The sequence below is a fragment of the Pseudomonas sp. AFG_SD02_1510_Pfu_092 genome (assembly GCF_003331055.1).
Lineage (GTDB): Bacteria > Pseudomonadota > Gammaproteobacteria > Pseudomonadales > Pseudomonadaceae > Aquipseudomonas.
This window is the reverse complement of record NZ_PUQD01000058.1, coordinates 22,511-34,599: the sequence shown is the minus strand read 5'-3', so window position 1 is coordinate 34,599 and position 12,089 is coordinate 22,511. Positions and strand designations below refer to the sequence as shown.

The 12,089-nt window shown below is 65.1% G+C and carries 8 protein-coding genes; all 8 read right to left on the bottom strand.

Features of this window, described 5'->3' with window-relative positions; genetic code table 11:
* Window positions 1-130: 130 nt before the first annotated feature.
* The 8 genes from C6A77_RS20720 to C6A77_RS20685 all read right to left on the bottom strand — a co-directional run bounded on the left by C6A77_RS20720 (window position 131) and on the right by C6A77_RS20685 (window position 11,789).
* Window positions 131-3,067 carry a DUF748 domain-containing protein gene (locus tag C6A77_RS20720; RefSeq protein ID WP_114171150.1) on the bottom strand — a complete coding sequence of 979 codons (2,937 nt, stop codon included), beginning with the start codon at window positions 3,065-3,067 and terminating at the stop codon, window positions 131-133.
* Window positions 3,068-3,145: 78 nt separating this feature from the next.
* A complete protein-coding gene (locus C6A77_RS20715; protein ID WP_114171149.1) occupies window positions 3,146-4,015 on the bottom strand; it encodes an oxygenase MpaB family protein in 870 nt (289 codons plus the stop codon).
* Between the two features lie 42 nt (window positions 4,016-4,057).
* Window positions 4,058-5,992, bottom strand: a complete 1,935-nt coding sequence (gene acs, locus C6A77_RS20710) for an acetate--CoA ligase (RefSeq protein ID WP_114171148.1) — start codon at window positions 5,990-5,992, stop codon at window positions 4,058-4,060.
* Between the two features lie 159 nt (window positions 5,993-6,151).
* A complete protein-coding gene (gene pgi, locus C6A77_RS20705; protein WP_114171147.1) occupies window positions 6,152-7,816 on the bottom strand; it encodes a glucose-6-phosphate isomerase in 1,665 nt (554 codons plus the stop codon).
* Window positions 7,817-8,002: 186 nt separating this feature from the next.
* A complete protein-coding gene (gene panC / locus C6A77_RS20700) occupies window positions 8,003-8,866 on the bottom strand; it encodes a pantoate--beta-alanine ligase (RefSeq protein ID WP_114171146.1) in 864 nt (287 codons plus the stop codon).
* Window positions 8,863-9,663, bottom strand: coding sequence for a 3-methyl-2-oxobutanoate hydroxymethyltransferase (panB, locus tag C6A77_RS20695; RefSeq protein ID WP_114171145.1), 801 nt, complete (start codon window positions 9,661-9,663; stop codon window positions 8,863-8,865). The genes panC and panB overlap by 4 nt, the downstream gene beginning before the upstream one ends.
* A gap of 261 nt (window positions 9,664-9,924) precedes the next feature.
* On the bottom strand, window positions 9,925-10,404 hold the full coding sequence (gene folK, locus C6A77_RS20690; protein WP_114171144.1) for a 2-amino-4-hydroxy-6-hydroxymethyldihydropteridine diphosphokinase: 480 nt from the start codon (window positions 10,402-10,404) through the stop codon (window positions 9,925-9,927).
* The gene (locus tag C6A77_RS20685; protein WP_114171143.1) at window positions 10,401-11,789 is read right to left on the bottom strand and encodes a polynucleotide adenylyltransferase PcnB; all 1,389 of its coding nucleotides are present in this window, start codon (window positions 11,787-11,789) and stop codon (window positions 10,401-10,403) included. The genes folK and C6A77_RS20685 overlap by 4 nt, the downstream gene beginning before the upstream one ends.
* Between the last annotated feature and the right edge of the window lie 300 nt (window positions 11,790-12,089).

The window sequence follows — 12,089 nt, the reverse complement described above, 5'->3', positions numbered from 1 at the left end:
GGGGGGGGGGGGCGCGGGGGGCGCCCCCCCCCCCCCCCCGCTGGCGCGGGGGGGCCCCCCCCCCCCCCCCCCCCCCCCCCCGGGGGGGGGGGCCCCCCCCCCGCGAAGGGGCCAGACCTGCTAGCAGAGATTATTCGGCATCCAGATGCATCGGCGTCACCACCCGCCCATCGCTCTCCGGCTGCCCCAGGCTGGTATCGATGAAGTACACCCGGTCATCTTCCAGCTGGCCCTTGTCGACCAGGTAATCCTTGATGCTGCTGGCCCGCTCCTGGCCCAGTGTGCGCAGCAGCGCGGTACTCTCGGCCCAGGACTTGATCACCGCCTCACGCAGCTTGGCGGTGCGCTCGTCGCGGCCCAGTTGCTCCCATTCAGCGGGCGGTTGCTGCTTCAGGCGGTTGCGGTAGATGCCTTCGAGCATCGCCGGTTTGTCACTGTCGTCGACCACCAGCATCGAGGCATTGGCCGGCACCTTGTCACCGCGGCGTTGCAGGATCTTGTACCAGGTGGCCTGATACTCACGCTCCAGGCGCTGCTGGGCGATCAGTGGGCCATCGCTGGCCTGGGCGCTGGTGCCTTCGATTTCCAGGCGTAGCTCCGGGCGCTCTTTCAGCGCCGAGGCCAGCTTGTCCAGCGCCGCCTGGGCATCGCCACCGAGCTCGCTGGAGCCTGGGGCGAAGGCAACGCTGCCGAGGTCTTCCGAGCCGCCGCCGGCAACCAGCCCGCCGATGAACTTGAACGGCGCCTGCGCCGCGCGCAACACCAGGTTGCGCAGGGTTTGCCAGACGATCGGCATCACGCTGAACTGCGGGTTGTTGAGATCGCCCGATACCGGCAGCTCGATCGATATCCTGCCTTCGGTATCCTTCAGCAGCGCCACCGCCAGGCGGATCGGCAAATCCACGGCGTCCGGGCTGTCGACCTTCTCGCCCAGCTGCAGCTGCTCCACCACCACCTTGTTCTCGGCCTTGAGCTGGCCGTTGATGATCACATAGTGCAGGTCGAGGTTGAGCCGGCCCTTGCGGATACGGAAACCGGCGAACTTGCCGGAGTAGGGCGTCAGCGTGGTCAGCTCGACCCGCTTGAAGCTGGTGGCGATGTCCAGGCTGGCCAGCGGGTCGAACGGGTTGAGGGCGCCTTTGATGGTGACCGGTGCATAGCGGTCGACCTTACCCTTGACATCGACCTTGGCCGGCAGCGGCTTGCGGTTGTCGATGGTGCCGATCTGGCCGTTGAGCTGCTGGACGGCCGTGGCGAAGTTGGGGGTAAGGGACAGGTCGGCGAAGTTGGCCGAGCCGTCGTTGATGTCGATCCGGCCGATGTGGATACCCAGCGGCTTGTTGCTGCTGGCCGCGGCCGGCTTGGCCTGGCCGGTCGCCGGGGCGTCGGCCGGCTGCGGAATCAGCAGGTCATTGACATTGGTGGTGCGGTCTTCGTTGATGATGAAGCGCGCATAAGGCTGCAACAGGGTCACCTTGTCGATCGACAGCGCGTCGCCGTGCACGTACGACAGGCCATCGACGTTCACCTGCTGCCATTTGACGAAGTCGCGGCTCTTGATGGTGTCGAGGGTGTGCAGCTGGCTGACCTGCGCCTTGCCGGTCACGCTGAAGGCCAGAGGAGCGGTGTTCTTCAGGTCGACCTTGAGGTCGCTGGCGAGCATGCCGCTGCGCAGCTCCAGCAGGATGAACGGGCTGATATAGGCCTGCGCCACCCGCAGGTCGATGTCGCGGGTGCTGACGTCCAGTTTGGCCCACACCGGCGCCAGGTTGACCTGGCCGGTGGCCTGCAGCTTGCCTTGCCTGCCCACGCCGGTATCGAGCCTGAGGGTGAAAGGCGACTGGTTGAGGCTGTCGAAACCTTGCAGGTCGGCGTTGAGCGGGCCGATGTCGAGGGCGACCGGCTCCTTCTGGGTGCGGTCTGCCAGGTGTACCAGGTAGTTGCGCAGTTGCACATCCTTGAGCAGCACCTGCCAGGGCTTGTTCGGTTCCTTGGCGGCTTGCTGTTCGGGCGTGGGCTCGGCGGTGGCCGGCTCGGCTTTTTCCTTGGGCGTGGCCTTGGTCGGCTGGCTGGCGAACAGCTTTTGCCAATCGAGCTGGCCGTCCTTTTCCAGCGCGGCCCAGGTTTCCAGTTTTTCGCTGCGGACCTTGCCCACGGTGACCCGTTGCTTGACCAGGTCGACCGAGGTCTCGCTGACCTCCAGGCTGGCCAGGCGCGCCAGCGGGCGGCCATCGGGGGCCTTGATGGCGAACGGTGCAATGCGCAGCGAGGTGTTGTCCAGCAACAGTTCGGTCTGCTTGGCGAGGTTGAGCTTGTAGTGGGTGTCGAGGCTGACCACGCCGTCTTCCAGCACCAGTGGCACGGTATCGCGCACATAGGGCCAGAACGCTTTCATCTTGCCGTCGGTGACCTTCAGCGTGCCCTCGGAGGCAATCGGCGCCAGGCTCAGGGTGCCTTTCCAGTCGATGCGCCCGCCGTTGGGGCCCAGGGCCACCAGGGTCATGTCGGCATTGTCGTTGGGCAAGGTGCTGAGGTTGTTCAGCTCCAGGTTCATGTTGTCGTAGAGGAACTCGATCGGCTCGCTCGGGCGCAGGTCCTCGAAATGCAGGTAGCCGTCGCTGAGTTTGATGCTGCCGATACGCAGCGGGAACGGGTCGCTGGGCGGCTCGTCGGGCTTGGCCTCGCTGGCGGGCAACTTGAACAGGCGGGTCAGATTGAGGGTGCCGTCCTTGGCGAACAGCACCTCGTTGCGCGGCTTGACCAGTTCCACCGTTTCCAGGTGCAGGGCGCCGCTCCACAGGCTGTCGAGCGAGAGGTTGGCGTACAACCGCTCGAAGCCGACCTGTTCCTTGCCCGGCTCGCCGATCTGCAGGCCCCACAGCGTCAGCTCGAGGCTGAAGGGGTTGAGTTCGATCCGTTCGAGGTGGGCAGGCACGGTTGCGTACTGGGCCAACTGCTGGTTGGCGATGCGCAGCGCGACACCGGGGACAACGAGAAAGCCGAGAAGGCCGTAGAGGGCTGCGAGTGCCAGCAATGCGCCGGCGGCGCGAGTCAATCCTTTGTACATGTGTCGCTTCGTCTGTCTAAGCCGGAGAGCTTGGAGTATGGCACGTTAAATCAGTTCCGCTGAGCCGACCATTCGCCGTCATTCGACACCCATGCGCCGTTTGGCGCGGTGTGCCGAGCCGTCGCGCATTGCCCAGCGCAGTACCGGCGCGGTGCGTTGCAGGCCCAGGCGGATCATGCGCCGCTGCAACGGGCCGTGCTGCAGGCCGAGCAGGCCCTGGGCCCAGCCCGGCAACAGGTCGATGCCGGCATGCAGCATCAGCTTGCCCACCGGCCGTGCCAGGCGGCTGGGGGCAGGTGCATCCAGCAGCACCTTGACCACCTCATGGCTGCGCGCGTCGCAATGCAACTGCGGGCGCATGCGTTGCAGGTAGTCTGCGACCTGCTGGCAGGAGCGCGGCACGTTACGGGCGCCAAGGCGCTCGGCGATCAGGGCGATTTCTGCGTAGTAGGCATCCTGTTCGCTGCGCGCAAGGTGCGGGTCGCAGTAGCGCAGGTGGGCGGCGAGGAAACTGCTGACTTCGGCCACATGCACCCAGGTCAGCAGGTCCGGGTCGCTGGCTGCATACGGGCGGCCATCCGGCGCGGTGCCGGTCACCTGCAGGTGGATGGTGCGCACCTTGTCGATCAGCCACTCGGCATCGCGGGTGGCGCCGAAGGTGGTGCCGGAGATGAACTGGCTGGTGCGGCGCAGGCGGCCGAGCAGGTCTTCGCGGAAGTTGGAGTGGTCCCACACCCCGGCCAGCGCCAGCGGGTGCAGCAACTGCAACAGCAGGGCACTGATGCCGCCGACCAGCATGCTCGGGAAGTCGCCATGCACCTTCCAGCTGATGCTGTGCGGGCCGAACAGGCCTGGGTCCCCTTTGGGCGACTCCAGGTCGAGCTGGCCGAGGGCCAGCCCGGTAAGGCTCATGACCTGGGTTTCGATACGGCGGCGAAGGGCTTCCATGGCGACCTGTGGTTCAGGGCGACCCTGCACAGCGGCCGCCGGTTACTGGTTGAGGCGTTTGTCGATCAGGCCCTGCACCACGCTGGGGTCGGCCAGGGTCGAGGTATCACCGAGGTTGTCCAGTTCGTTGCAGGCGATCTTGCGCAGTATACGCCGCATGATCTTGCCTGAGCGGGTCTTGGGCAATGCCGGTGCCCACTGGATCAGTTCGGGCTTGGCGAAGCTGCCGATTTCCTTGCTGACCAAGGCCAGCAGTTCGGCCTTGAGCGCGTCGTCGGCGGTTACGCCATTCATCGGCGTAACGAAGGCATAAACGCCCTGGCCCTTGAGGTCGTGGGGGTAACCCACCACCGCCGCTTCGGCGACGCTGTCATGCAGCACTAGCGCGCTTTCCACCTCGGCGGTACCGATGCGGTGCCCGGAAACGTTGATCACGTCATCGATACGCCCGGTGATCCAGTAGTCGCCATCGGCATCCCGGCGGGCACCGTCGCCAGTGAAGTAATAGCCGGGCATCGGTTTGAAATAGGTGTCGACCATGCGCTGATGGTCGCCGTAGACGCTACGGATCTGCCCGGGCCAACTGGCCTTGATCGCCAGCAGGCCGGCGCCGGGGCCTTCGATGAGCTTGCCCTTTTCGTCCAGCAGCACCGGTTGCACGCCGAACATCGGCTGGGTGGCGCAACCGGGCTTGAGCACCTGCGCGCCGGGCAGCGGGGTGAGCATGATGCCGCCGGTTTCGGTTTGCCACCAGGTATCGACGATGGGGCAGCGCTTTTGCCCGACGGCTTCGAAGTACCATTCCCAGGCTTCCGGGTTGATCGGCTCGCCGACGCTGCCGAGCAGGCGCAGGCTCTGCCGTGACGTGCCCTGCAGCGGCGCGTCACCTTCGCGCATCAACGCGCGCAGGGCGGTCGGGGCGGTGTAGAAAATGTTCACCTGGTGCTTGTCCACCACCTGCCAGAAGCGTGAGGTGTCCGGGTAGTTGGGCACGCCTTCGAACATCAGCGAGATCGCGCCATTGGCCAGCGGGCCATAGACGATGTAACTGTGGCCGGTGACCCAGCCGACGTCGGCGGTGCACCAGAACACTTCGCCTTCACGGTAGTCGAACACCACCTTGAACGTGAGGGTGGCCTGTAGCAGGTAGCCGCCGGTGGTGTGCAGCACGCCCTTGGGCTTGCCGGTGCTGCCGGAGGTGTAGAGGATGAACAGCGGGTCTTCGGCCGCCATCGGTTCCACCGGGCAGTCGTCGTCGGCGTTTTCCGTTGCCTCGTGGTACCACAGGTCGCGCCCCTCGGCCCAGGCGACATCAGCGCCGGTGCGGCGTACCACGAACACGCTGCTGACCGCCGGGCAGCTGGCCAGGGCTTTGTCGACATTGTGTTTCAGCGCAATGCGCTTGCCACCGCGCACGCCTTCATCGGCGGTGATCACCGTGCGGCAGTCGGCGTCGAGGATGCGGTCGCGCAGGGCGTCGGGTGAAAAACCGCCGAACACCACCGAGTGAATGGCACCGATGCGGGTACAGGCGAGCATGGCGTAGGCCGCCTCGGGGATCATCGGCATGTAGATGCACACCCGGTCGCCTTTCTTCACCCCGCGCGCTTTCAGTGCATTGGCCAGGCGACACACCTGGCGATGCAGTTCGCGGTAGCTGATGGCCTTGGAGTCTGCAGGGTCGTCACCTTCCCAGAGCAGGGCGGTCTGCGCGCCGCGCTGGGCCAGGTGCCGGTCGATGCAGTTGTAGCTGACGTTGAGCTGGCCGCCGTCGAACCAGCGTGCGCTGCCGGTCTTCAGGTCGCATTGCTGCACGCTCGACCAGGGCTTGATCCAGTCCAGGCGCTTGGCCTGTTCGGCCCAGAAGGAGTCGGGGTCATCGACCGACTGGCGGTAGAGGCGGCGGTACTCGTCGGGGGAGAGGGCGGCAGACTGGCTGACGGCCAAGGCCTGGGGGTAGTTGCGGATATCGAACATGGCGGATGGTCCTGCTCTTGTAAGGGGCGATGGACTGCAACGGCTATTCGATAGGACAGTGTAGCTGGGAGAGGTGTTCCGCCTGTGCCGGCCCCTTCGCGGGTAAACCCGCTCCCACAGGGACTGTGCGGTACCTGTGGGAGCGGGCGAAGGTTCAGATCAACCGCGGTGGCGACCGCGGAAGTAGTTGATCAGGCCTTGGGTGGAGCCGTCTTCGGCGCTGTCTTCCAGGCTGCCGACCAGGCGCTGGTAGACGCCCTTGCCCAGCTCTTTGCCCAGCTCCACGCCCCATTGGTCGAAGGCGTTGATCCCCCAGACCACGCTCTGCACGAACACCTTGTGCTCGTACATCGCCACCAGTGCGCCCAGGCGGCGCGGGCTGATGCGTTCTACCACCAAGGTGTTGCTCGGGCGGTTGCCCGGGATCACCTTGTGCGGGGCGAGCTTTGCGATGTCCGCTTCGTTCAGGCCCTTGCCGCGCAGCTCGGTTTCGGCTTCTTCGCGGGTTTTGCCCAGCATCAGCGCCTGGCTCTGCGACAGGCAGTTGGCATACAGCCACTGGTGGTGGTCGGCGACCGGGTTGAAGCTCACCACCGGCACGATGAAGTCGGCCGGAATCAGCTGGGTGCCTTGGTGCAGCAACTGGTGGTAGGCGTGCTGGCCGTTGCAGCCGACGCCGCCCCAGATCACCGGGCCGGTATCGGTCTTCACCGGGGTGCCGTCCTGCAGCACGCTCTTGCCGTTGGACTCCATGTCCAGCTGTTGCAGGTGCTTGGTGATGTTACGCAGGTAATGGTCGTATGGCAGGATCGCGTGGCTGTTCGCGCCCCAGAAGTTGCCGTACCACACGCCCAGCAAGGCCAGCAGCACCGGCATGTTCTTTTCGAACGGCGCGGTCTGGAAGTGCTGGTCCATGGTGTAGGCGCCGGACAACAGCTCCTTGAAGTTGGCGGTACCGATGGCCAGGGCGATCGGCAGGCCGATGGCCGACCACAGCGAGTAGCGCCCGCCCACCCAGTCCCACATCGGGAAGATGTTCTCTTCGCGGATGCCGAAGGCCACGGCGGCGGCCTTGTTGCTGGAAACGGCGATGAAGTGGCGATACAGCTCGGCTTCCGAGCCGCCCTGGGCCAGGTACCAGGTACGCGCGGCCATGGCGTTCTTCAGGGTCTCGAGGGTGTTGAACGACTTCGACGAGACGATGAACAGGGTGGTTTCGGCGCGCAGGTTGGCCGACAGCTCGTGGAATTCGCTACCGTCGATGTTTGCCAGGTAGTGGCAGCGTACGCCGCGCTGGGCGTAGGGCAGCAGCGCTTCGGAGACCAGCTCGGGGCCGAGGAACGAGCCACCGATGCCGATGTTGACCACATCGGTGATCGGCTTTTCGCTGTAGCCGCGCCACAGGCCGTCATGGATGCGGCCGACCAGTTCGGTGATCTGGTTGAGCACCTTGTGCACTTCCGGCATGACGTTCACGCCGTTGACGCTGAGTTTGTCACCCACCGGCCTGCGCAGGGCGGTGTGCAGCACCGGGCGGCCTTCGGAGGCGTTGATGATTTCGCCGCCGAACATCGATTTGATGGCGTCCTGCAGGCCCACTTCATGGGCCAGGTTGACCAGCAGGTCACGGCTTTCTTCGGTGATCAGGTTTTTCGAGTAGTCGAGGAACAGGCCGCAGCAGCTCAGCGAGAACTGATCGAAGCGTTTGGCGTCGGCGGCGAAGGCTTCGCGCATGCTGAATCCTTGCATGGCGTCGCGGTGTTGCTGAAGCGCCTGCCAGGCGGGCAGGGCCGTCACATCGTGGGGTGTACGGTAATACGCCATTGCGCGGGGTTCCCTTGGTGCGTGGTGAGGGCTTGGACACGGCAGTCATGGCCGGGTTCAGGCTGGCACCATTATAGGCAAAGGCCACTTGCAGGGAATGGGTATGGCGAGGGGAATTTGGGGGCGCTTTGCGCCCCTGTGGGAGCTGGCTTGCCGGCGAATGGGCTGCAAAGCAGCCCCAGGCCGTTACGCGGTCTTGTCGTCCACATGCAGGTACAGGTTGTCGATCAAGCGCGTGTTGCCCATATAGGCCGCAGCGATCACCACCAGGTCGCGGTCATCGATCAGTGCCGGGCGCAGGCTCACGGCATGTCGCACTTCCAGGTAATCCGGGCGGAACCCGGCGGCGGTCAACTGCGCCTGGCCTTCGGCAACCAGCGCGGCGAAGTCCCGCTGGCCGCGGCCGATGCCCGCGGCAATCTGCTGTAACACGCGGTACAACGCCGGCGCCGCAGCGCGCTGCTCCGGCGTCAGGTAGCCATTGCGCGACGACAGCGCCAGGCCGTCGTCGGCGCGCACGGTGGGCTCACCGATGATCTGGATCGGCATGTTCAGGTCGCGCACCATGGCACGGATCACCGCCAGTTGCTGGAAGTCCTTTTCGCCGAACACGGCAAGGTCGGGCTGGACCATGTTGAACAGCTTGCTCACCACAGTAGCCACACCTTCGAAATGCCCGGGCCGGCTGGCGCCGCACAGGCCTTCGGAGAGGTGGGGCACGCTGACCCGGGTTTGCCCGCTCATGCCGTCGGGGTACATTTCTTCGACGGTCGGCGCGAACAACAGGTTGCAGCCGGCCTGGAGCAGGCGTTCCTGGTCGGCGGCCAGGGTGCGCGGGTATTTGTCGAGGTCTTCGTTGGCACCGAACTGCAGCGGGTTGACGAAGATGCTGGCGACCACGAAATCGGCGCGCTGCGCCGCCTTGGTCACCAGCGCGGCATGGCCGCTGTGCAGGTTACCCATGGTCGGCACGAAGCCGATGCGCTTGCCTTCGCTGCGCGCGCGTGCGACTGCGGCGCGCAGCTCGCGGACGGTCTTGACTGTATTCATGCACTGAACCCGTGTTCGCTGCCTGGGAAACTGACTTGCTTGACCGCCTCGACGTAGGCGACCAGGGCGCTGTGGATATCCGGCTGGCCCTGCATGAAATTCTTCACGAACTTCGGCACCCGGCCGCTCAGCGACAGGCCGAGCATGTCGTGCAGGACCAAGACCTGGCCATCGGTGGCGTTGCCGGCACCAATGCCGATCACCGGGATGCCCACGGCATTGGTGATTTCCGCGGCCAGCTCGCTGGGCACGCATTCGAGCAGCAGCATGGCCGCACCGGCCTGCTCCAGCGCGATGGCGTCGGCGCGCATCTGCCGGGCCTGGACTTCCTGGCGGCCCTGGACCTTGTAACCGCCCAGCACGTTGACGGTCTGCGGGGTCAGGCCCATGTGCGCGCACACCGGCACGCCCCGCTCGGCCAGCAGGCGAATGGTCTCGGCCAGCCAGGCCGCGCCTTCGATCTTGACCATGTGGGCGCCGGCCTGCATCAGCGTGGCGCTGTTGGCAAAGGCCTGCTCCGGGGTGGCATGCGCCATGAACGGCAGGTCGGTGAGGATCAACGCGCCTTCGTTGCCACGTTTTACGCTGGCGGTGTGATAGGCCATGTCGGCGGTGGTCACCGGCAGTGTGCTGTCGTGGCCTTGCAGGACCATCCCCAGCGAGTCGCCCACCAGCAACACTTCTACACCGGCCTGGCTGGCGGCCTTGGCGAAGGTCGCGTCGTAGCAGGTCAGCATGGTGATTTTTTCACCCTTGGCCTTGAGGCCATTGAGGGTGGTCAGGGTTACTTCAGGCATGTAGGAAATTCCTCGTTCAGGCGCTGTAAGAAACGACTGCATTCAACGCTGTAGTCATCTTCCGGAGCGGCACATCATCGCGCGTGATGTTCGGGCACAGGTCCGTCCGGGCCTAAATACGGGTATGCGGCACTTTGGTGCCACACGGGACGCCTATAGTCGTGAGCGAGGTAGGGGAAGTCAATCACCCTGTTACCGCATTGTTACGATAAGGGTGTTACTGGCGTTACCGCGCCAGTGGGCAACGCTGGAACGCCCGGTTTACAGGCGTTCCAGGCCGACGAACGGACAATCGTCGAGCAGTTGGGCGAGGGCGCGGCCATCGGCCAGGCGGAAATCGGCCGGTACCAGTTCAGCCAGCGGGTACAGCACGAAGGGCCGCGCGTGCATGTGGTAATGCGGCACTTTCAAGCGTGGCTCGTCGAGCACCTGGTCGCCGAACAGCAGGATGTCCAGGTCCAGCGTGCGCGGCCCCCAGCGCTCCTTGCGCACACGGCCCTGGTTATTCTCGATGGCCTGCAGCGCATCGAGCAGGGCCAGCGGCGGCAGGGCGGTATCCAGGGCAGCGACCGCGTTGGTGTAACGCGGCTGGCCGGGCGACAGCGAATCGCTGGTGTACAAGCCCGAAGCGGCTACCAGGCGGGTGTCTTCAACCTGGTCGAGCGCCTGCAAGGCGCTGCGCAGCTGCTCGACAGGTGCGTCCAGGTTGCTGCCCAGGCCAATATAGGCGCGAGTGATCACTCGAACGCCTCGTCGCCACTGCGCTTGCGTTTGCCAGCACTGCGCTTGCGTTTGCGCGGGCCGGCACCGGTGCCGTCGTCACGGTTGCCCAGCTCGCGGATCATCTCGCGGCGCTCGCTGTCGTTGGCATCCTGGTAGTCGGTCCACCACTGGCCGAGCTCGTCGGTCTCTTCCCCGGCGCTTTCGCGCAGCAGCAGGAAGTCGTAACCGGCGCGGAAGCGCGGGTTGTCCAGCAGCATGTCGGCGCGCTTGCCGCTGCGGCGTGGCAGGCGCTCCTGCATGTCCCAGATCTCGCGGATCGGCAGGGTGAAGCGCTTGGGGATGGCGATGCGTGCGCATTGCTCGGCGATCAGGTCGTGAGCGGCGCCGTTCATGGCCGGGATCGGCGGCACGCCCTGGTTTTGCAGGTGCAGCACGCGGGCCGGCAGGGCTGGCCACAGCAGCGCAGCGAAGAGGAACGCCGGGGTTACCGGCTTGCCTTGCTTCACGCGCAGGTCGGTGTTGTGCAACGCCTGGCTGATCAGGGTGTGGGTGTAGGTCGGGCGCTCGTCCAGGGCATGCGAACTGGCCGGGAACAACGGCTCGAACAGCTGCAGGTCGACCAGCATTTCGAAGACCATGGCGCCCTGGCCGGAGAGGAACAGCTTGAGGCATTCTTCGAACAGACGCGCCGGCGGAATCTCGCGCAGCATCGGCGCCAGTTCGCGGATCGGCTGGACCGTGTGTTTTTCGATGCCGAAGTCGAGTTTGGCGGCGAAACGCACCGCGCGCAGCATGCGCACCGGGTCTTCCTGATAGCGATGGGTAGGGTCACCGATCAGGCGCAACAGGCGGTTGCGAATATCGTGCACGCCGTTGGCGTAGTCGAGGATGCGCTCGCTGACCGGGTCGTAGTACAGGGCATTGATGGTGAAGTCGCGACGTTGCGCGTCTTCTTCCAGGGTGCCGTACACGTTGTCACGCAGGATGCGGCCACTGGCATTGTGCGACGAACGGTGGCTGTCGCCCTGGTCGTCTTCCGAGTGGTGGGCGCGGAAGGTGGCGACTTCGATGATCTCACGGCCGAAATGCACGTGGACCAGCTTGAAGCGGCGACCAATGATGCGCGCGTTGCGGAACTCGGCACGGACCTGTTCGGGCGTGGCGCTGGTGGCGACGTCGAAGTCTTTCGGCGTGATGCCCAGCATCAGGTCGCGGACACAGCCACCGACCAGGTAAGCCTGGTAACCGGCGCTCTGCAGGCGTTCGACGATGTTCACCGCATGGCGGCTGAACTGGTGGCGCTGCAGCGAGTGCTGGCTCTTGTTGATCACCTCAGGCGTGGTGCGCCGGTGGTGCTGGCCCGGTACGGGCGGGCGGAACGACTGGAACAGCTTCTTCAGCATGGGATGCACTGTTTGAAGGAATGTTCGGCCAAGAATAGGAGAATGGCCGCATGATGGGCGGGGATTCTAGCATTTACTCAGGGAATGGTGTAGGCGGTAGCAGGATGCCTGCCGGAAGGGCGGAAACGACAAGGGGAGCCTAAGCTCCCCAAGAAGTCGTTGCGTGCTCTTATTGTTTTTCTGCTGGGCTTCTTGTTTTTGTTGAGCGCCCTGTCCACAAATCTCGAAGCTTGTGGACGACCCCCAAACCAGGGGTTAAGAGCAAACGGATTGCTTTGGTCGCTGATGTCACGTTGATCT

Bases quoted from the DNA above. Each gene is read 5' to 3' on its own strand.
- C6A77_RS20720 (WP_114171150.1), bottom strand. From the start codon at position 3,067: ATGTACAAAGGATTGACTCGCGCCGCCGGCGCATTGCTGGCACTCGCA.
- C6A77_RS20715 (WP_114171149.1), bottom strand. From the start codon at position 4,015: ATGGAAGCCCTTCGCCGCCGTATCGAAACCCAGGTCATGAGCCTTACC.
- acs (WP_114171148.1), bottom strand. From the start codon at position 5,992: ATGTTCGATATCCGCAACTACCCCCAGGCCTTGGCCGTCAGCCAGTCT.
- pgi (WP_114171147.1), bottom strand. From the start codon at position 7,816: ATGGCGTATTACCGTACACCCCACGATGTGACGGCCCTGCCCGCCTGG.
- panC (WP_114171146.1), bottom strand. From the start codon at position 8,866: ATGAATACAGTCAAGACCGTCCGCGAGCTGCGCGCCGCAGTCGCACGC.
- panB (WP_114171145.1), bottom strand. From the start codon at position 9,663: ATGCCTGAAGTAACCCTGACCACCCTCAATGGCCTCAAGGCCAAGGGT.
- C6A77_RS20685 (WP_114171143.1), bottom strand. From the start codon at position 11,789: ATGCTGAAGAAGCTGTTCCAGTCGTTCCGCCCGCCCGTACCGGGCCAG.